This is a genomic window from Paraburkholderia sp. GAS32 (assembly GCF_050434225.1).
Lineage (GTDB): Bacteria > Pseudomonadota > Gammaproteobacteria > Burkholderiales > Burkholderiaceae > Paraburkholderia > Paraburkholderia madseniana.
Genome location: NZ_JBNPVS010000049.1, coordinates 19,333 through 39,512 on the forward strand (window position 1 = coordinate 19,333; position 20,180 = coordinate 39,512).

A 20,180-nucleotide genomic window follows, 5' to 3' on the forward strand; every position below is an offset into this window, starting at 1 on the left:
CTGCGGTCTGTCGCCCCTGTCAGTGGACGTGGGGACCGCGGCTTAAAAAGCATGCGCACCGCACTGTTCCAATGAGTTCGATTCCAGTCTGATAAAAACAAGGAGTTTCAATGCGGATTTCTTCATTTGTGCGTGGTGGCGCAGCAGCGGTGGCCGCGGTAGCGGCGCTTTCCGCAACGGCAGCGGAATACCCGATCGGCAAGCACCAGATTCAGGGCGGCATGGAAATCGGTGCGGTCTATCTGCAGCCGATCACGATGGAACCCGAAGGCATGATGCGCAAGGCGTCGGATTCGGACGTCCACCTGGAAGCCGACATCCACGCAGTCAAGAACAATCCGACCGGTTTCGCCGAAGGCGACTGGATGCCGTATCTGCAAGTTCGCTATGAATTGACCAAAGCCGGTTCGAATCAGACTCAGAAGGGCGACATGATGGCGATGGTCGCCAACGACGGTCCGCATTACGGCGACAACGTCAAGCTGCAGGGCCCCGGCAAATACCACCTGAAGCTGGTGGTCGAAGCGCCGATGCAAACCGGCCACATGGCTTTCGGCCGTCACGTCGACAAGGAAACCGGCGTGGGTCCGTGGTTCAAGCCGATCACGCTCGAATACGACTTCACGTACGCGGGCATCGGCAAGAAGGGCGGGTACTGATTAACGCGGATCAACGCGAATCATCACGGTTTGCCGCGCCAAACGCGGAGCGAACCGCATGAATGAATGCAGCAGACGGCGCCAGGCATGAACCTCGGCGCCGCGTTTTCCGGAAAGGCTAATGAGAATTAACCGAAAAATCGCGATCCTCGCCATGACCGCTTTGACGGTGGGGGCCGCGCACGCAGCGGATCTGCCGACCTTCAACCTGGAAATGAACGACGGCAAGCTCAATCCGGCGCGCATCGAAGTGCCGGCAGGGCAGCGCATCAAGATCGCGATACGCAACACCGGCAAGGGCGCGGCCGAATTCGAAAGCGTGCAGTTGCGTAAAGAGAAAGTGCTGGCGCCGGGCGGGGATTCGTTCGTCGTCATCGCTCCGCTCTCGCCGGGCGAGTACAAGTTCTTCGACGATTTCCATCAGCAGGCGCAGGGCGTGATCGTCGCGAAGTAATAGTCATGGCTTGGGGTGCGAGCGCATGCCTTGAGCAACCGGGTTACGCGTTCGCCAAAGCAGTAGCAGGGTAGAAGGGAGAGCTTGGATGGGTCAGATTCTGTTCATCGTGTGGCGGGAAAGCGTTGAGGCCTTGCTGGTCGTCGGCATCCTGTACGCGTGGTTGAAAAATGGCGACGACGATGCGCGCCGCGGTTTGCCGTACCTGTGGGGCGGCGTCGCGGCCGGTGTGGTCGCGGCGGTCGCGCTCGGCGCGGCGCTGGTTGGTTTCACCGAAGTGCTCTCCGGTGACGCGCAGGACTATTTCCAGACCGCAATGGTGCTGGTTGCGTGTGTGCTGATCGTGCAGATGGTGCTGTGGATGAAGCAGCACGGCCGGTCCCTCAAGCGCGACATGGAACAGTCGCTGCAAAAGAGCAAGCGCGATTCGAACTGGTGGGGTGTCGCCTTGCTGGTCGCCTTGGCAATCGCGCGCGAAGGCAGTGAGACAGTGATCTTCCTGTACGGTCTCGGCTTTGGCCAATCGGGTCACGTGGATGGTAGCCAGATGCTCGCTGTGATCATCGGCCTCGGTCTCGCATTGCTGACCTTCTATGTGCTGCAGTTGGGCGGCAAGTATTTCTCGTGGCGGCTCTTCTTCCGTGTCACTGAAATCATGCTGCTGTTCCTCGGCGCGGGTCTGTTCCAGACCGGTGTCGACAAGCTGATCGACAAGGAAATTCTGCCGACGATCATCGACCAGATGTGGAACTCGTCGGCCATCCTCGACGACTCGAGTACCTTCGGTTCGCTGGTCGCGACGCTTACCGGTTATCGCGCCCACCCTGCGCTGATGAATCTGGTCGCCTACGCCGTGTACTGGTTGGTTGTCTATCTGTTGGTGCGCCGCGCGAATCGCAAACCGGCGCAGCAGGCCGCGGGGCGCGCGGCATGAGTACCGTTATGACCCGCCCGGGCCGCCTTGCCGCGGCCGGGCAGTGGATGCAGCGTCACGGCGGTTTGATCCGCGGCATTCAGTGGGTTGTGGTGGCGGTGTACGCGTTCCTGATTCTCGTGCCCGCAGTGATGCCGCTGCCGGACGACACCGCGCATCTGTGGACCAACCTGACGCTTGCCGCGCAGTTCGTGTTCTGGGGCATCTGGTGGCCGTTCGTGCTGCTGTCGATGGTGATGCTCGGTCGTGTCTGGTGCGGCGTGCTGTGTCCGGAAGGCGCGCTCGCCGAATTTGCCAGCAAATATGGCCGCGGTTGGGCGATTCCGCGCTGGATGCGCTGGGGCGGCTGGCCGTTCGTCGCGTTCGGCATCACCACCATCTATGGGCAGATGGTCAGCGTCTACCAGTATCCGAAAGCGGTGCTGCTGGTGCTCGGCGGCTCGACCTTCGCGGCGATGATCATCGGCCTGCTGTACGGACGCGAGAAGCGCGTCTGGTGCAAGTACCTGTGCCCCGTCAACGGGGTTTTTTCGCTACTGGCGCGTCTCGCGCCGTTCCATTACAAAGTCGATGAAGACGCGTGGCGCCGTTCGTACAAGAACGGCGAACATGGGCATCGCGTGATTCCAATCAACTGCGCGCCGCTGGTGCCGCTGCGCAATATGAAGGGCGCGTCGGACTGTCATATGTGCGGCCGTTGCAGCGGACATCGCGACGCGATCGCGCTGACGTGGCGTGCGCCGTCGTCGGAAGTCGTGCAGCTCGGCGACAAACAGGCGAACCCGTGGGACACCGCATTGATCCTGTACGGCCTGCTCGGCATCGCGATCGGCGCATTCCACTGGACCGCTTCGCGCTGGTTCGTCGACCTGAAGATGTTCTTCGCCACCTGGCTGGTCGATCATGACATCTCGTGGCCGCTCGACACCAACGCGCCGTGGTTCCTGTTCACGCATTACCCCGAGCAGAACGACGTGTTCTCGTGGCTCGACGGCACGATGGTGATCGGCTACATCCTCGCCACGGCGCTGGTGTACGGCACGGTGCTGCTGGTGCTGTTGATGGGCGCGTCGCGCATGCTGGGGCGCTTCAGCTTCGTGCGTCTGCATCATTTGACGCAAGGCCTGATTCCGATTGCCGGCGCAGGTGTGTTCCTCGGCTTGTCGGCGACTACGCTGTCGCTGCTGCGCGCGGAGCATCTGTCGTTGTGGTGGGCGTCGGATATGCGTATCGCGATACTGGCGATTGCCAACCTGTGGAGCGCGTGGCTCGCCTGGCTCGTCACACGTCGCTATAGCGAGCGCTTCGTTCAACGCGGCCTCGCGATGGTGTGGTTCGCGGCGGCGCTGGCGGTGGTCGATAGCGCATGGTGGCTGATGTTCTGGGGCTGGGCTTCGAAGTAAGTCTTAACGCTTCAATGCGCTGCTTCAATGCGCTGCCGAGACTCGATCGGCGCCGTGCGAAACAAAAGCCGTGGAGATGACAGCATCCCACGGCTTTTTCATTTTCTGCATGTGCGACACACGTCGTTTCGTGTATCCGCATTGGGTGAGAACCAAAAAAGCGGCCTGGCTGGCTGCGACGACTGGCTTGGTGTCTGCACGAAGGGGTCTAGTTCTCACGTGCAAGCCGTCGTGGCTGGCTAATGCCTAACACCTCTCGAGGAGGTGGTCCCCACAATACCCGGTACGTACTGCTACTCGTTGTTGCATGTTACTTCGTCAGGATCAGCTTGCCTAAGCGCGTTGCACGCAGTTGGTAGGTCTCGCCGTTATGCAGGATGCTGACGTGGCTATGTCCTTGCAGCAGCGCGTCGCTGCGCACGACCCGATCCGACTTCTCGCTCGTCCCGTTGGCGTGATCCGCTGCCGGCTTCGCGGCGGTTGCCGTCGCCGTCGATGCTTTCGGACGGCTGGTCAGCGCGGCCGCCGGGCGGCGCAGGCTGAGCGTGGAAGAGCGGTTGAGATCGGTCATTCGTTTTTGCTGTTGGTCGATTCGATGGATTAATTCTAAATGATAACTATTCCCATTTACAAGCAAGAGAAATTCATCGGATTCGACTTTCGATAGTTGAATGGTGCGGGCGCAGCGCCCGCACACGCATCAATGCAATGAACCGGGTTCTTGCCTCGCCTGCACGTACTGGCGGATCAGTCGCACGGTATCGATATCGTTCTCGCGATACGCTGACTTCACGATCTCTTGCGTCGTCACAGCGTCCTGGTCGTCGGAGACCGGCAGGGTGGTCGTGTATTCGAAGCGCAGGAACAATTGCAATTCGTCAGGCTGCTCGATCGTCATGGTCAGCGAGCCGCCGACATAGTCCGCGGTCGGCAGAATGTCGTAACGCACGCTCTGGCGATCCTGCAGCGTGACACGGTCGCGCACGGTGGCCTTGCCGTAGTGCAGCTCCCGTTCGAGCGTGTCGCCTTCGCGCGAAAGGATGGTGCAACTATCGAGTCCGATCACGAACAGTTGCGGCTGTTCGGCGCGCAGCACGAGGCCTTCCCACAACTGCTCGCGGGTCATCGAGTCGACAAACGGATTCAACGGGTCGTTGATCTGGATAAGGTGTTCGAAATTCAAAACGACGGCTTCCTATGAAAGCGTTGCATAACGTTCAGCCCAGCTGAGCCAATCACACCATTGTCGCGCTCGGCGAGCTATCGCGCCAATGTGCCGACGCGTGCGGCTCGCATGGCTTCAGGCGACGGCAAGACCCGAACGGATCGTGATCGAATGTGTGAGGATCTTGTGAACCGGGCACGCATTGGCAATCTGCAAGAGCCGTTCCCGCTGCTCGTCGGACAGATCGCCTTCCAGCATGATCTTGCGGTCGATGGTCGAACCCGCGTCGCCGGTTTCAAGCGACAGCGCCACGCGCACGTCGGCGAGCGGCCAGCCCTTGCGCTGAGCGTACATCTTCAGCGTGATCGACGTACAGGCGCCGAGGCTCGACAGCAACAGCGCGACGGGCGTCGGCCCGCGATCACCGCCGCCAAGCGACTCGGGTTCGTCGGCGAGCCACGTGTGCTTGCCGTCATCGAAAAGGACCTGGAAATTCGTCGAACCGATGTGGGCGGTGACGGTGGACTCTGCCATGCGCGCTCCTGAGCAGGGACGGAAATCGCCGCGCACTACGATCCATCACGGTTGGACAGCGTGGTGCGCGGCATGAATTGCTATTGTGAACGAATTCACCGGCCTTCGTGCCCATGCGCAGCGGCGGCGCGGGCGGGGTGATGAGCGCCGCGCCACCGCAATCATGAGCGGCGGCGCGTGCCGATGTGGCAAATCAGTGGGTGATCGCGCCCATGCGCCCGGCCTGGTAATCGGTCACGGCCTGACGGATTTCGTCTTCCGTGTTCATCACGAACGGACCGTAGCGCACCACCGGCTCTTTCAGCGGCACGCCGCCCAGCAGCAGCACTTCGAGCGGCTCGGCGCCAGCTGTGAGCGTGATCGAGTCGCCGTCGTTCCCAAACACCACCATCTTCTGTGCGTCGATTTCCTGGCGTGCTTCCCCTTCGCCGTAGAAGCCCTTGCCGGACAGGCTGTAAGCAAACACGCGATAGTCGGCCGGCACCGGTTGCTGGATCGTCGCGCCCGGTTGCAGCGAGAAATGCTGATACAGGATCGGCGTGCGCGTTTCGATCGCCGCCTTCACGCCGAGCGCTTCGCCCGCGATCACCTTGACGCGGACCTTGCCGTCCGCGGACGTTGCGACCGGAATGCTGGCCGACGGTATCTCCTGATAGCGCGGCGCGATCATCTTGTCGCGGCGCGGCAGATTCACCCACAGTTGCACGCCATGCACCCGCCCACCCGTACGCATGAACGACGGGTCCGGCATTTCACTGTGCACGACGCCTGCGCCCGCAGTCATCCATTGCACGTCGCCGGCATGCAGCGTGCCCGAATGGCCCGCCGAATCCTTGTGGCCGAACTGGCCCTCGAGCGCGTACGTGACCGTTTCGAAGCCGCGATGCGGATGATCCGGCGCGCCTTTTGCCTCGCCCGGCGCGTAGTCGATCGGCCCCATTTCGTCGAGCAGCAGGAACGGATCGAAATCCATCAGCAAACGGGTCGGAAACGGACGGTGGACGATAAAGCCGCCGCCTTCGGTCGTGCGAACGGCGGGAAACGTGCGTTCGATCGTGCGTGTCGTGCTCATCAAAAGTCACCTTGAAAAATGGGGAATAGCGTTATTTTTGAAACATAGAGCTATTATAGGGACCGTTTTCCTAGGCGCCAGCCACCCTCACGCAATGGATTGTTCTATTACTGGAACGATGAGATGAAGATCGATTCACACAATCTGAATGACCTGATGTATTTTTCGCAGGTCGTCGAACATGGTGGTTTTTCTGCCGCCGAGCGCGTGCTGGGCATTTCCAAGTCGCGCCTGTCGCGCCGGCTCACCGAGCTGGAAGCGTCGCTAGGCGTACGTTTGCTGCAGCGTTCCACCCGTAAGCTGGCGCTCACTGAAGCCGGCCAGCTCTTCTACCAGCACTGTCAGGCGATGCTGAGCGAAGCACAGGCGGCCGTCAACGTCGTGCAGCAATTGCGGTCGTCGCCACGTGGCACGGTGCGCGTGAGCGTGCCGGTGACGATTTCGCAGACCATCCTGTCGCAGATCCTGCCGGAATTCATGCATCGCTACCCGGAAGTGCGTGTGGTAATGCGCGTCACGAACCGTGTGGTCGATCTGTTTGAAGATTCGATCGATATCGCGTTGCGCGTGCGCTCCGCTCCGCCGGAGAACGCCAACATCGTCGTGCGGCCGTTGTGGCGCACGCAGCAGATGCTGGTCGGCGCACCGAGCCTGTTGCAGCAGAATGCGCCGCCGCTGTTGCCTGCCGATCTGAGCCGGTTCGAAACGCTCGACGTGCCAACCGGCGACGGACGCCATGTCTTCGAGCTGATCGCCCCCGACGGCACGCGCCACGCGCACGAACACGAGCCGCGCCTCGTCACCGCCGATCTGATGACGATCCGTGAAGCGGTGCTGTCCGGCGTGGGTATCGCCGCATTGCCGGAGATGATGTACGGCAGCGCGCTGCGCGCGGGGCAATTGTCGCCGGTGATGCCGGGCTGGACCTTTCCGACGCCGCAGTTGTACGCGGTATTCGTGTCGCGGCAGGGAATGGTGCCGGCTGTGCGCGCGTTCGTCGATTATCTGGTCGAAATGCTCGATCCGGACGAAGGCAAGCACATCATGGGCGAGTGTCCGACGCGCACCGAGCAAGACGCCGCGCAGCCCGCTTTTGCGGTTGCCTCATAGCACTTATTACGCACGGCAACATCGCTTTTAGCATTTAAGCGCCGCCTGTCATGAGTACTTTCAATGGCGGTTTGCTTGAATGCGCGCGCTCACAGGCCTATAGTGAAATCCCTTCGCTAAGGAGTCTCTTATGCGAAAACTCATGGCCTCTATGATAGTGGGCCTGATAGGGCTGACCGCGCTGTCCGTGTCGATCACGGCTGTCGCATGCGGTGACTCGAGCTATCAGTCATCTTCTGATGGTAAATGATCCCGCCGCCCGAAGGCGCCGAGTGCGCAAAAAAAAGGCCTTCATCTGACGATGAAGGCCTTTTACTTTTAGCCCTTGTTTCAAGGGCTTTTCTGTTTTTTCGGCAGACGCTGCTTAACAAGGGCGCATTGCTGCGCTCAGATCACTTGCGATTATTTGCCTTTGGGCTGCGTGACGAAGCCGATCTTCGTGAGACCGCCGGCCTGCGCCGCCGACATCACTTCCGCCACTTTCTCGTACGCGACCTTGCGGTCCGCATCCAGATGCAGCTCCGGCTGCGGATTCGCTTGCGCAGCCTCTGCAATTTTCGCGCGCAGCGCTGCGTCGTCGACTTTCTTGTCGTCCCACAAGACGTTGCCGTCCGCATCGACGGAGACCGTGACTTGCGCGGGCTTGGTGTCTTCCTTCTGACTGCTCGCATGCGGCAGATCGATTTTGACCGCGTGACGAATCACCGGAATCGTCACCATGAAGACGATCAGGAGAACCAACATCACGTCGACGAGCGGCGTCATGTTGATTTCGTTCATCAGGCCGTCGTCATCGTCGCCGGCGAAGGGGCTCATTGCCATCGGAATGCCTCGTCGATCAGTTGGCGCGCGCGAGGCGCAAACCGTCGCCGCGTTTGGATGACGACAGACGGGCGCCCGTCACGAAGAACGCATGCAGGCCGTGTGCAAAGCGGCTCAGCTTGGCGACGATCGCCTTGTTGGCGCGCGTCAGTGCGTTGTAGCCGAGCACAGCCGGAATCGCGACGAACAGGCCGAACGCGGTCATGATCAGTGCTTCACCCACCGGGCCCGCGACCTGATCGATCGACGACTGGCCGCTTGCGCCGATTGCCAGCAGTGCGTGATAGATGCCCCACACCGTGCCGAACAGGCCGACGAACGGCGCCGTGCTGCCGATTGAGGCGAGAATCGCCAGACCGCTTTGCATGCGCGCGACGCTTTCGTCCATCGTGTCCTTCAGGCAGCGCGTCACCCAATCCGACACGTCCATGCGATCGTGCAGATGCGGCTGCGTCTGATGATGGTGATCGGCTGCTTCCTGGCCCGACAGCGCGAGCGCGAGAAACGGATTGTCCTGCGGCGTCGACGATTCGGCGCCGAGCTTCTTCACGCCGTCGGCGAGATCGTCCGAATGCCAGAACTGCTGCTCGGCATTCTTCGTGAGACGCTTCAGGCGCATCACATTCCAGCCTTTGATGACGATCACGCTCCACGACATGACCGACATGATCAACAGCGCGAGCGCGATACCGCGCGTCACGAAATCCCCTTGCGCCCACACGTGCGCCAATCCGTAGTTTTGCATTGCAATTCCTTGTTTTTAAAATCTGCCTCAATCGTTCAGATTGAAGTTGTAAGGCTGGGTGGCCGTGGCCCGAATGGCCTGGCCGTTCTCGAGATAGGGCTTGCACGAGCTCGCATGCGCGGCGGCGATGGCGGCGTCGTCCAGACGGCTGAAGCCGCTGCTCTTTTTGAGCGAGATGCTTTCGACCTTCCCCGTCGGGCCGATGACGAACGTCACATAGGCTGTACCGGTTTCGCCACGGCGCTTCGACAGCGCGGGGTAGTCCGGCGTGATCATGCTGCACTCGATGTGCGAGACATTCTTCGGCGCCGTGATGTCCATGGTCGGACGGCCGATTGCCGGCGCGGCCTGAGCGGCAGGCGCCGCCGGTGCGGCAGGCGCGGGCGCCGGCTCGGGCGCGGCGACAGGCGTCGGCGACGGGGCCGCGGCGACCGGCAACGGCGTGGGTGTTGGCGTAGGTGTCGGCTTCGGCTGGACCTTCGGTTTGGTGTGAACCGGCGGTGTCGGCTTGGGCGGCGGCGGGGCGATCGATTGCAGCGCGACGGGCGCGGCGACCGGTGCCGGCGCCAGCAACTGCGCGGTCATCACCTTCGATTCGATCACGGGTTGCAGCGGTTCATGACGCAGCGTCAGGATTACTGCAAGCAAAGCGATGTGAATTGCCGCGACCGCGGCAGTCGCGGCCAACGCACGGGCATTCATTCGGGGGGACGAAGCCGACGTGGCGCCGGCTGAAACGGGATGCGAGGCCTGCATGTTAGCGTGGCGGCGTGCCGTCGATGCGGCACGTCAGACAAGACATCGTCATGTTCGGAAGATCAACAGCGAAATGAACAAAGTAGTCACGAAACCAATCAGCAATTCCATCTCGAACTCCTTTTGACGGGTGAGCGGGTAGCTGGCTGGTACGGATACTGGCTTGCTGACGGCAGTGGGATAACGCGTGAAGCAGCGCGTGAAACCGCGCGTAAATCAGAGCATGAGGTAGAGAGGCAGTGAACACTCTGGGCGCGCCGCGTGGGCCGCGCCCTCAAGCCGCGACTCAGGCGGCCTTGCGTTCGTAAAACGTCAGCGGCATGGCCTGCGAGTGATGATCGAAGCCGCAGCGGCTCGCGCACACGCCGCTTTCCATCATGACGCCGCGCACGGAATCCGCGCACTTGCCACAGCAGGAAGCGACGCCGAGTTCGAACTGGAGTTCGTCGAACGAATCGACGCCATCCGCGATCGAGGCACGGATCTTTCGGTCAGAAACAGACTTGCAGACACAGACAATCATGGCAGGGCGTCATAGCTAACGTTAATGCGAACTATTATCATTTTGATTGGCTCGTTTGGCAAGCGTCCTGCATGATTTTTTGTAACAAAACCAGACTCTTAGAAGGGTTTCGCCTAAAGAGCGGAATCCCGGGCAAGCGCCGGAGAAGGTGCGAAAACGCCTAAAAAGCGTGCAAAAAGGCCGCGCGGCGGCCCAAAAACGCGGTGGCGAGGGGTTTTATGCGGCTTGGGAATCCGGCGCTGCCGTGCGGCGCGACGGAATCACGACCTGGTCGACTGCGGCATCGATTTGCAGCAGGGTCGCGGCGAGCTGTTGCTGATGGGTGCCGTCGCTGGTCGAATAAAAGCGGGGCAGAACAGCGCCGGCGCTTTCCGGGACGGCGCGCAACCCGTGCTGGTCGAGTACCCGTTCGAGCTGGCGCGCAATGGCCACGCTCGTATCGATCAGCATTAGCCGGTCGCCGACGATGTCGCGGATCGCCGCATAGAGAAACGGGTAGTGGGTGCAGCCGAGCACCAGGGTGTCGGCGCCGGCATCGAGCATGGGCTGCAGGTAGCTGCGCAGCAGCGCGCGCAGTTCGGCGGAGCCTACGTCGCAGCGTTCCACCGCCTGTACGAGCCCGTGGCCCGGCTGGCAAAGAAAACGGCAATCGGCAGCGTAGCGCTCCAGCAGCCCCTGAAAGCGGGCACTGCGCAAGGTCACTTGTGTGGCGAGCACGCCGGCGACGCGTGTTTTCGACTGCAGCGCGGCCGGTTTGATGCCGGGCTCGACCCCCACCAGCGGAATCGCCAGCTTTTCGCGGACCAGCGCGATTGACTGTGCGGTCGCCGTGTTGCATGCGACCACCAGCGCCTTCGCGCCCTGGCTGGCGAGCCATTGTCCGATTGCGAGGGTACGGTCGGCGATGAAGTCGTCGTCGCGTTCGCCGTAGGGGGCGTAGAGCGAGTCGGCGACATAGATGAGCGCTTCGCCGGGCAGTTGCGCCCGAACCGCCCGCAGCACCGACAAACCGCCCAGACCCGAATCGAATATGCCGACCGGCGCTCGCGAACCGCCGCCTGAGGTGGCAATCCTGGCACTTGAGGACGGCGATTCTGCGGTCATAGGCGATGAGGACACGCGCGGCACAGCGGTCACGGAAAACTCACGAAAACGGGGAAGTGCGCAAGTATACCGCCCGCGCGGCGCCGGTCCTGACAAATGAGCTGCCAACCGGGACGGCGTACGAGCAGGCCCATGAACCGGCGCGCGGGCCGTTCCAACGTGGTCCGATCAGGACTCGACCGAACCCATCGCACTTTGCTGGTAGTTCTGGATGCCGACCTTGTCGATCAGATCCAGTTGCGTTTCGAGCCAGTCAATGTGTTCTTCAGTGTCGTCGAGAATCTTCACGAAGATTTCGCGCGAGATGAAATCACGTACGGATTCGCAATACGCGATTGCTTCTTTGCAGGTGCTTTGCGAAATCTGTTCGAGCTTCAGATCGCATTCGAGGATTTCTTTGGTTTCTTCGCCGATCAGCAGCTTGTGCAGGTCTTGCAGGTTCGGCAGGCCGTCGAGCATGAAGATGCGTTCGATCAGCCAGTCGGCGTGCTTCATTTCGCCGATCGATTCGTCGTATTCATGCTTGCCGAGTTTCTCGAGTCCCCAGTGCTTGTACATCCGTGCGTGCAGGAAGTACTGGTTAATGGCGGTGAGCTCGTTCTTGAGCTGGGAGTTCAGATACTCGATAACTTTCTTGTCGCCTTGCATGGGGTTTCCTTATTAGAGACTTGAATTTCCCAGAACAATAAACGCCGAAGGACAAAAAGCCAAGGCAAAAACACAGTTTTTTGCCTTGATTTGCAAGGTTTTGTGCGTGATGCGTACCGTTCTCATTTCATGATAAAAAAGCCGGGGTTCGAGGCCCCGGCTTCCATTTTTTTCAGCTGTTACCGCCGATCAAACGCCGATCAAACCGTCGCGACCGGAATCTTGCCGATCTTCGCTTGCCATTCCTTCGGGCCAGTCTGGTGCACCGAGGTGCCGTTCGAATCGACGGCGACCGTCACGGGCATGTCCTGCACGTCGAACTCGTAGATCGCTTCCATGCCGAGGTCTTCGAACGCGAGAACCTTCGCGCTGCGAATTGCTTTCGACACGAGGTAAGCAGCGCCGCCCACGGCCATCAGATACGCGGCCTTGTGCTTCTTGATCGCCTCGATTGCAACCGGGCCACGCTCGGCTTTGCCGATCATCGAAATAAGACCGGTTTGCGACAACATCGTCTCGGTGAACTTGTCCATCCGCGTGGCGGTGGTCGGGCCTGCCGGGCCGACTGCTTCGTCACGCACCGGATCGACCGGGCCGACGTAATAGATCACGCGATTCGTGAAGTCGACCGGCAGCTTTTCGCCCTTCGCGAGCATGTCGGCGATGCGCTTATGTGCAGCGTCACGGCCCGTCAACATCTTGCCCGACAGCAGCAGCGTCTGGCCCGGCTTCCAGGCTGCGACTTCTTCCGGCGTCAGTGTGTTCAGATCGACGCGCTGGCTCTTTTCCGTGTCCGGTTCCCACTGGACTTTCGGCCATGCGTCGAGCGACGGCGCTTCGAGCTTCGCCACGCCCGAACCATCCAGCGTGAAGTGCGCGTGACGGGTCGCTGCGCAGTTCGGGATGATTGCGATCGGCTTGCTCGCAGCGTGAGTCGGTGCGGCCATGATCTTGACGTCGAGGACCGTAGCCAGACCGCCGAGACCTTGTGCACCGATGCCGAGCGCGTTGACCTTCTCGTGCAGTTCGACACGCAGTTCTTCGATCCAGTCCTGCGGGCCGCGCGCGATCACGTCCTGAATGTCGATCGGATCCATCAGCGATTCCTTCGCCATCACCATCGCTTTCTCGGCGGTGCCGCCGATGCCGATGCCGAGCATGCCCGGCGGGCACCAGCCTGCGCCCATGGTCGGCACGGTCTTGAGAATCCAGTCGACGATCGAGTCCGAAGGGTTCAGCATCGCGAACTTCGATTTGTTCTCCGAGCCGCCGCCCTTCGCCGCAACCTGCACGTCGACCTTGTCGCCCGGCACGATCTCGTAGTGGATCACGGCCGGCGTGTTGTCTTTCGTGTTCTTGCGCGCGCCTTCCGGCGGGCTGACGATCGATGCGCGCAGCACGTTGTCCGGGTTCAGGTAACCGCGGCGCACGCCTTCGTTGATCATCTCGGTGACGCCCATCGTCGCACCGTCCCAACGCACGTCCATGCCGACCTTCACGAACACCGTGACGATGCCGGTGTCCTGGCAGATCGGGCGCTTGCCTTCGGCGCACATGCGGCTGTTGGTGAGGATCTGCGCGATCGCATCCTTCGCGGCCGGGCTCTCTTCGAGCTCGTAAGCGCGGCCCAAGGCCTGGATGTAATCGAGCGGGTGGTAATAGCTGATGTACTGAAGCGAATCAGCAATGCTCTGAATCAGATCTTCCTGTTTGATGACGGTCATGATGGCTAGCTCAGTGGGGACAATGGCGCTTGTTATCAGACTCGCAGGGCAGTGCGGTCAGTCGTGCGCCTTCAGGGGAGTGGAACCGGTCGAACTCACGACATGCAGCGCCGTGGGTTCCTGAAAATGTTTCGGATGTGTATGGGTGGTCAGACGGTCGACGAGAGCCATCACCAGCGCCGACACGAGGAATGCGACGTGGATGACGACCTGCCACATGATGGTGTGCGTCGAATTCTGATCGGGGCTGATGAAGGTCTTCAACAGATGGATCGACGAGATGCTGATCAGCGCCATCGACAATTTGACCTTCAGCACGCCGGCGTTCACGTGGTCGAGCCATTCCGGTTCGTCCGGATGACCCTCTACGCCCAGGCGCGACACGAAGGTTTCATACCCGCCGATAATCACCATGATCAGCAGGTTCGAGATCATCACCACGTCGATCAGGCCGAGTACCACCAGCATGATGTTGGTTTCGTCGAGCGTCATGGAGGCGCTGACCAGATGCCAGACTTCTTTCAGGAACAGGACGACGTACACGCCTTGCGCGACGATCAGGCCGAGGTAGAGCGGCACTTGCAGCCAGCGGCTCATGAAGATGAGGGCGGGGAGCGGACGCAGCGGGCGGCGCTGACGGGCTGAGTCGGGGCGCGGAGCGGACATAGGCAAGAGTCAGATGAAACGCAGGTGACGGAACACGGACTAAATGCGCTGATCCGCAGCGCAAATAGACGCGCGGATCAAGCACGCAAACGAGGCGCAGACGGCGCGGTACGCGGCCAGGGAAGGCCGGAAAAGCTCGCGTCAGGCGCGCTATTGTACAGCGTCGGTTAAATTTGCTGCGGCGCGGAGGGCAGTGCGGCGCTGACGAGGCCACCGGCGGCATCGCTTGACCTTCAGGCTCGCCAGCCAGATCCCTGCCACTGCGCAGGCGAGGTAATGAGAAGCAGGGAGTAACGATTCAAGCTGGAATCCAGACGGCTAGTTCAGTTAGCATTGTAAGAGGGCGTGTGAACCAGCGTAACGGTGCGGCGCCGGTGCGGCGTACGCGATGCTTCCCATGTACCCGATTTCGGCATGGATCGCTTGTATCGGTATGTCGATCAGCACGCATGACCGGACCGTAGCGCGTAGCATGCCGTGCGTGGCTAGTCTGATCCAGTTAGGGTTTTCGCCCGCCACGCGATGCACCTCGCGTAAGTGGCCGGTAAGTTGCAAAGTTTATGTTTGAACGTGAGAGCGGAACGTCGGCCAGTCATTTGTGCTGCAGTGCGGCATAAATGAAAGTGAAAGGCGAACGGGCCGCGGCGCAGCGATCGGCGATCGCTGCGCGAGGGTTGGAGACAGCGCGCGGCCTATCGATCACGGATGGCGGCGCCATCATGACATGGCGAGCCATAGGCGCGCCGGTACAGGTTTTACGTTTCATCTTCACCAAGGGGTTGTCGATGTCTGCGATTGAATCGGTTCTTCAGGAACGCCGTGTTTTCCCGCCCTCCGCTGAAGCAGCGGCTGGCGCGTCGATCTCCGGCATGGATGCGTACCGGGCGCTTGTCGCCGAAGCGGAGCGCGATTACGAGGGTTTCTGGGGGCGCCTCGCTCGCGAGACGCTAAGCTGGAACACGCCTTTCAGCAAAGTGCTCGACGAATCGAAAGCGCCTTTCTACACATGGTTCGAAGACGGCCAGTTGAACGCGTCGTATAACAGCATCGACCGTCATGTCGAAGCCGGCAATGGCGAACGCGTCGCGATCATCTTCGAAGCCGACGACGGCACCGTCACCAACGTCACCTATCAGGATCTGCTGCAACGTGTGTCGCGCTTTGCGAACGCGCTGAAAAAACGCGGCGTGAAGAAGGGCGATCGCGTCGTGATCTATATGCCGATGTCGATCGAAGGCGTCGTCGCGATGCAGGCGTGCGCGCGGATCGGAGCAACGCATTCGGTGGTGTTCGGCGGCTTTTCGTCGAAGTCGCTCAATGAACGGCTGGTCGACGTGGGCGCTGTCGCGCTCGTCACGTCCGACGAACAGATGCGCGGCGGTAAAGCATTGCCGCTGAAGAACATCGCCGACGAAGCCATCGCCATGGGCGGCTGCGATGCTGTGAAGAGCGTGATTGTCTACAAGCGGACCGGCGGCAAGATCGCATGGAACGAAAGCCGCGATCTGTGGATGCATGAACTCGCGCAGGCTGAATCGGATCAATGCGCGCCCGAGTGGGTCGGCGCCGAGCATCCGCTCTTCATCCTGTACACGTCGGGTTCGACCGGCAAGCCGAAGGGCGTGCAGCACAGCACCGGTGGCTATCTGCTGTGGGCCGCGCAGACCATGAAGTGGACGTTCGACTGGAAGCCCACGGATGTGTTCTGGTGTACCGCAGACATCGGCTGGATCACCGGCCATAGCTACATCACGTATGGCCCGTTGACGCTTGGCGGCACCCAGCTCGTGTTCGAAGGCGTGCCGACCTATCCGAACGCCGGCCGCTTCTGGGACATGATCGCCAAGCACAAGGTCACGCTGTTCTACACCGCGCCGACCGCGATCCGCTCGCTGATCAAGGCTGCCGAAGCGGACGAGAAAGTGCATCCGAAGAGCTACGACCTGTCGACGCTGCGCATCATCGGCACGGTCGGCGAGCCGATCAATCCGGAAGCGTGGGTGTGGTATCACGAGAACGTCGGCGGTGGTCGCTGCCCGATCGTCGATACGTGGTGGCAGACCGAAACCGGCGGCCACATGATTACGCCGCTGCCAGGCGCGACGCCATTGGTGCCGGGTTCGTGCACGCTGCCGCTGCCGGGCATCATGGCGGCAGTGGTCGATGAAACCGGCCAGGACGTGCCGAACGGGCAGGGCGGCATTCTGGTGGTGAAGCGTCCATGGCCGTCGATGCTGCGCAACGTATGGGGCGATCCGGACCGCTACAAGAAGAGCTACTTCCCCGAAGAACTCGGCGGCACGCTGTATCTCGCCGGCGACGGCGCGGTACGCGACAAGGAAACCGGCTACTTCACGATCATGGGCCGCATCGACGATGTGCTCAATGTGTCCGGCCACCGCCTCGGCACGATGGAGATCGAGTCGGCGCTGGTGTCGAACCCGCTCGTGGCTGAAGCTGCTGTGGTGGGTCGTCCTGATGCGACCACCGGCGAAGCCGTTTGCGCATTCGTGGTGCTCAAGCGCGCGCGTCCTGAAGGCGAAGAAGCAGTGAAGCTCGCCAACGAACTGCGCGCCTGGGTCGCCAAGGAGATCGGTCCGATCGCCAAGCCGAAGGACATCCGCTTCGGTGAGAACCTGCCGAAGACGCGTTCGGGCAAGATCATGCGCCGCTTGTTGCGCTCGCTCGCGAAGGGCGAGGAAATCACCCAGGACGTGTCCACGCTGGAGAACCCGGCGATTCTCGATCAGCTCGGCGAGTCGCTCTGAGCTTAGGTTTGCCTGGGTTCGCAGCAAGGGTATGTCGAACGATATGCCCTTGGCTGGACCCAGGTATCGACCACTCACGTCAGGCAGTTAAAGCCACCGCGCGGACAATCCCGATTGCCTGCCCGGTGGCTTTTTGATACATAGGCGCATGGCTGCGCCACACCACTCCTCTCACGCTACGCTCAATCCCGCGCCCGAACCCCCTCCGGTCTCGGCAGCGATGGCGCGCGCGCATCAGAAATACTGGCGCTTCAATCTCGCGTTGATCGCGACGTTGATGACGTTGGGCTTCGTGGTGTCGTTCGTGTTGCCGCTGGTGGCGCCGGCGTTGGATCAGATGCGCTTCAACGGCTTCAGGTTGCCGTTCTACTTCGGTGCACAAGGGGCGATTCTGATCTACGTAGCGTTGATCGTCGTTTATATCCTGCTGATGCAGCGCGCCGACCGCCGTCTGCAACGCGCTTTCGATGCGGATGCCAGTGCCGGTGCCAGTGCCAGTGCCAGTGCCAGTGCCAGTGCCGATTCCACCGTGCCCACTGCGCGCGGAAGCTGAGCCGATGAAGCTCACGAACCGGCTGATCCGCTCATACGCGCTCTATACGCTCGGCTTCCTGCTTTTTATCTATGTGATGTGGCGCATCGAACGGACCACTGGCCCTGGCGTATGGATCGGCTATGTGTTCCTGTTCGTGCCGATCGCGGTGTATGCAGTGATCGGGTTGCTGTCGCGCACGTCCGACCTCGTCGAATACTACGTAGCGGGGCGGCGCGTGCCGTCCGTCTTCAACGGCATGGCGACTGCGGCCGACTGGTTGTCCGCCGCATCGTTCATCGGTCTCGCCGGGTCGATCTATGCGACCGGATATGACGGTCTCGCGTATCTGATGGGCTGGACCGGCGGCTATTGCCTCGTCGCGTTCCTGCTCGCGCCATATGTGCGTAAACTCGCGCGCTACACGATTCCAGACTTTCTCGGCACGCGCTTTTCGAGCAACGCGGTGCGTGGACTCGCTGCGTTAGCGGCGATCCTGTGTTCGTTCGTTTATCTGGTCGCGCAGATTCAGGGCGTCGGCTTGATCGCGACGCGTTTTATCGGCGTGGATTTCGCGGTTGGTATTTTCTGCGGACTCGCGGGCATTCTCGTGTGTTCCTTTCTGGGCGGCATGCGTGCGGTGACGTGGACCCAGGTCGCGCAATACATCATCCTGATCGCGGCGATTCTGATTCCCGTGTCGATGATCGCGCATAAGGATGGTCTCGGCTGGGTGCCGCAGTTCAACTACGGGCGCTTGATGGAGCGCGTCGAAGGCCTGGAGAAGCAGGTGCGTGACGCGCCGCTCGAACAGACCGTACGCGATGACTATCGACGGCGCGCCGAGCTGATGCAGATGCGGCTCGACACGTTGCCGCAATCGTTCGTCGACGAGAAGCTGCGCCTCACGCAGGAAGTCGCGGACTTGCGACGCCACAATGGTCCACTTCGCGAGATCAAGGAGCGTGAGCGGGCGATCGAACAATTTCCACGCGATGCCGCGGCCGCACAGATCGTCTGGACCCAACGCCGCGATGAGATGCTGATGCGCGCGGCCGCACCGGTGCCGATGCACGAGCCGTTTCCCGTCACGAGCGAAGAAGACAGGCGAACACACGAGCGCAATTTTCTGTCGCTGCTGCTGTGTCTTTCGCTTGGCACCGCGAGCCTGCCGCATATCCTGACGCGCTACAACACGACGACCTCGGTGGCGTCCGCGCGACGCTCGGTCGGCTGGACGCTGTTCTTCGTCGCGCTGTTCTATCTGACGGTGCCTGTGCTGGCAGTGCTGATCAAGTACGAGATGCTGACCAACCTGGTGGGTCATCACTTTTCCGATTTACCGCAGTGGCTCACGCAGTGGCGCAGGGTCGAGCCGAGTCTGATCAGTCTTGCTGACACGAACGGCGACGGTATTGTGCGCTGGAGCGAGATCCAGATGCAGCCAGATATGGTGGTGCTCGCCGCGCCCGAGATCGCGGGGTTGCCGTATGTGATGTCCGGGTTGATCGCGGCCGGTGCGTTGGCCGCGGCGCTCTCGACTGCAGATGGTTTACTGCTGACCATCGCCAACGCGTTATCGCACGACGTCTACTACCACATGGTCGATCCGACGGCATCGAGCCAGCGGCGCGTGACGATTTCGAAGATTTTGTTGCTGGGGGTGGCGTTGTTCGCCTCGTATGTGGCTTCGTTGAATACGGGGAATATTCTGTTTCTGGTGGGCGCGGCGTTTTCACTGGCGGCTTCGAGTCTGTTTCCTGTGCTGGTGCTGGGCGTGTTCTGGAAGCGCACGACCCGGCTTGGGGCGGTGGCGGGCATGGTGGCGGGGCTGGTGGTGTGCATTTACTACATCGTGTCGACGTATCCGTTCTTCACGCAGATGACGGGCTTTGCTGGAGCTCGGTGGTTTGGCATCGAGCCGATCAGTTCGGGCGTGTTCGGCGTGCCGGCGGGGTTTCTGGTGGCGATCGGGGTGAGCCTCGTGGACCGGAAACCGGACGCTTATACGAGGGCGCTGGTGGACTACATCCGGCATCCTTAGGCCGGTTTGCGCATGGGTCTGGCGCAGGGCCCGAAGTTTGCTATAATTCGGCTCCCCGCCGGAGAGATGGATGAGCGGTTTAAGTCGCACGCCTGGAAAGCGTGTATAGGTTAATAACCTATCCGGGGTTCGAATCCCCGTCTCTCCGCCACGAATTGAATGAGAAGCCGTTGAATTTAAAAGAATTCAACGGCTTTTGGCTTTTTAGGCCCATCGTCAGGCATTGGGTATGCAAACGCCCCTGTTCCCAGATCGAGCCAATCCGAAATATCCCAAGGTCCGTTTAGCGCGATGTCGACGCGCATCCAGCCACGAGGAATGCCGTCGTCATCCCCTTTCTCGTCGATTAGCGGGCGTGACTGCCTGCAAGAAATCGTACCACCTCAATTATGTTCAACACGGAAGCCATAAAGGCACCCGATGCTGTGCTGAAAACTCGCTGGCATTGTCTCTCGCGTTAGGAGTCACCTATTCAGTCCTGATTCGCGAACGCAAAGCCTCTTTGCTCAGCACAACC

At 61.0% G+C, this 20,180-nt stretch carries 20 protein-coding genes and 1 tRNA gene; 9 read left to right on the forward strand and 12 right to left on the reverse strand.

All coding sequences use genetic code 11. The annotated features are described in order from the left end of the window. Window positions 1-110: 110 nt before the first annotated feature. From P3T25_RS38870 to P3T25_RS38885, 4 genes are all read left to right on the forward strand, one after another. A complete protein-coding gene (locus P3T25_RS38870; protein ID WP_054042141.1) occupies window positions 111-659 on the forward strand; it encodes an iron transporter in 549 nt (182 codons plus the stop codon). A gap of 121 nt (window positions 660-780) precedes the next feature. Further along, entirely contained in the window at window positions 781-1,113 is a 333-nt protein-coding gene (locus P3T25_RS38875; RefSeq protein ID WP_154565520.1) for a cupredoxin domain-containing protein, read from the forward strand. A gap of 88 nt (window positions 1,114-1,201) precedes the next feature. Further along, window positions 1,202-2,047 (forward strand): FTR1 family iron permease, encoded by an 846-nt coding sequence (locus tag P3T25_RS38880; protein ID WP_171928113.1) that lies wholly within the window; start codon window positions 1,202-1,204, stop codon window positions 2,045-2,047. Continuing rightward, complete coding sequence (locus tag P3T25_RS38885) at window positions 2,044-3,450, forward strand: 4Fe-4S binding protein (RefSeq protein ID WP_171928114.1); 1,407 nt, start codon at window positions 2,044-2,046, stop codon at window positions 3,448-3,450. The genes P3T25_RS38880 and P3T25_RS38885 overlap by 4 nt, the downstream gene beginning before the upstream one ends. 310 nt (window positions 3,451-3,760) lie before the next feature. On the opposite strand, the gene hemP is transcribed toward P3T25_RS38885, so the two are convergent. From hemP to P3T25_RS38905, 4 genes are all read right to left on the reverse strand, one after another. Further along, window positions 3,761-4,021, reverse strand: a complete 261-nt coding sequence (gene hemP, locus P3T25_RS38890; RefSeq protein ID WP_171928115.1) for a hemin uptake protein HemP — start codon at window positions 4,019-4,021, stop codon at window positions 3,761-3,763. 129 nt (window positions 4,022-4,150) lie between these two features. Beyond that, window positions 4,151-4,633 (reverse strand): SRPBCC family protein, encoded by a 483-nt coding sequence (locus P3T25_RS38895; RefSeq protein WP_154565524.1) that lies wholly within the window; start codon window positions 4,631-4,633, stop codon window positions 4,151-4,153. Window positions 4,634-4,750: 117 nt separating this feature from the next. Then, entirely contained in the window at window positions 4,751-5,149 is a 399-nt protein-coding gene (locus P3T25_RS38900; RefSeq protein WP_154565525.1) for an OsmC family protein, read from the reverse strand. A 193-nt stretch (window positions 5,150-5,342) separates the two neighbouring features. Next, window positions 5,343-6,221: a pirin family protein gene (locus tag P3T25_RS38905; RefSeq protein ID WP_171928116.1), complete on the reverse strand. Its 879-nt coding sequence runs from the start codon at window positions 6,219-6,221 to the stop codon at window positions 5,343-5,345. A gap of 123 nt (window positions 6,222-6,344) precedes the next feature. Here P3T25_RS38905 and P3T25_RS38910 point away from each other — a divergent pair, with 123 nt between their 5' ends. After that, a complete protein-coding gene (locus P3T25_RS38910) occupies window positions 6,345-7,331 on the forward strand; it encodes a LysR family transcriptional regulator (protein WP_154565527.1) in 987 nt (328 codons plus the stop codon). Between the two features lie 402 nt (window positions 7,332-7,733). On the opposite strand, the gene P3T25_RS38915 is transcribed toward P3T25_RS38910, so the two are convergent. The 8 genes from P3T25_RS38915 to P3T25_RS38950 all read right to left on the reverse strand — a co-directional run bounded on the left by P3T25_RS38915 (window position 7,734) and on the right by P3T25_RS38950 (window position 14,319). Then, window positions 7,734-8,153, reverse strand: a complete 420-nt coding sequence (locus tag P3T25_RS38915; protein WP_054042130.1) for an ExbD/TolR family protein — start codon at window positions 8,151-8,153, stop codon at window positions 7,734-7,736. A gap of 16 nt (window positions 8,154-8,169) precedes the next feature. Further along, window positions 8,170-8,898 carry a MotA/TolQ/ExbB proton channel family protein gene (locus tag P3T25_RS38920; RefSeq protein ID WP_054042128.1) on the reverse strand — a complete coding sequence of 243 codons (729 nt, stop codon included), beginning with the start codon at window positions 8,896-8,898 and terminating at the stop codon, window positions 8,170-8,172. A gap of 27 nt (window positions 8,899-8,925) precedes the next feature. Beyond that, the gene (locus P3T25_RS38925; protein ID WP_429362449.1) at window positions 8,926-9,654 is read right to left on the reverse strand and encodes an energy transducer TonB; all 729 of its coding nucleotides are present in this window, start codon (window positions 9,652-9,654) and stop codon (window positions 8,926-8,928) included. Between the two features lie 286 nt (window positions 9,655-9,940). After that, window positions 9,941-10,177: a (2Fe-2S)-binding protein gene (locus P3T25_RS38930; RefSeq protein WP_097391932.1), complete on the reverse strand. Its 237-nt coding sequence runs from the start codon at window positions 10,175-10,177 to the stop codon at window positions 9,941-9,943. A gap of 216 nt (window positions 10,178-10,393) precedes the next feature. Beyond that, window positions 10,394-11,281, reverse strand: a complete 888-nt coding sequence (gene murI / locus P3T25_RS38935; protein ID WP_171928118.1) for a glutamate racemase — start codon at window positions 11,279-11,281, stop codon at window positions 10,394-10,396. A gap of 168 nt (window positions 11,282-11,449) precedes the next feature. Next, a complete protein-coding gene (gene bfr / locus P3T25_RS38940; protein ID WP_154565530.1) occupies window positions 11,450-11,929 on the reverse strand; it encodes a bacterioferritin in 480 nt (159 codons plus the stop codon). A gap of 200 nt (window positions 11,930-12,129) precedes the next feature. Then, the gene (locus tag P3T25_RS38945) at window positions 12,130-13,653 is read right to left on the reverse strand and encodes a fumarate hydratase (protein ID WP_154565531.1); all 1,524 of its coding nucleotides are present in this window, start codon (window positions 13,651-13,653) and stop codon (window positions 12,130-12,132) included. A 57-nt stretch (window positions 13,654-13,710) separates the two neighbouring features. Then, window positions 13,711-14,319: a TIGR00645 family protein gene (locus P3T25_RS38950; RefSeq protein WP_171928119.1), complete on the reverse strand. Its 609-nt coding sequence runs from the start codon at window positions 14,317-14,319 to the stop codon at window positions 13,711-13,713. Window positions 14,320-15,104: 785 nt separating this feature from the next. On the opposite strand from P3T25_RS38950, the gene acs reads away from it, so the two are divergent. The 4 genes from acs (at window position 15,105) to P3T25_RS38970 (ending at window position 19,814) form a co-directional block, all read left to right on the forward strand. Further along, the gene (gene acs, locus P3T25_RS38955) at window positions 15,105-17,087 is read left to right on the forward strand and encodes an acetate--CoA ligase (RefSeq protein ID WP_171928120.1); all 1,983 of its coding nucleotides are present in this window, start codon (window positions 15,105-15,107) and stop codon (window positions 17,085-17,087) included. A gap of 148 nt (window positions 17,088-17,235) precedes the next feature. Then, window positions 17,236-17,640: a DUF4212 domain-containing protein gene (locus tag P3T25_RS38960; protein ID WP_171928121.1), complete on the forward strand. Its 405-nt coding sequence runs from the start codon at window positions 17,236-17,238 to the stop codon at window positions 17,638-17,640. Between the two features lie 4 nt (window positions 17,641-17,644). Beyond that, window positions 17,645-19,663: a sodium:solute symporter family protein gene (locus P3T25_RS38965; protein ID WP_171928122.1), complete on the forward strand. Its 2,019-nt coding sequence runs from the start codon at window positions 17,645-17,647 to the stop codon at window positions 19,661-19,663. 60 nt (window positions 19,664-19,723) lie between these two features. Further along, window positions 19,724-19,814 (forward strand) — tRNA-Ser (locus P3T25_RS38970). The last annotated feature ends 366 nt before the right edge of the window (window positions 19,815-20,180 follow it).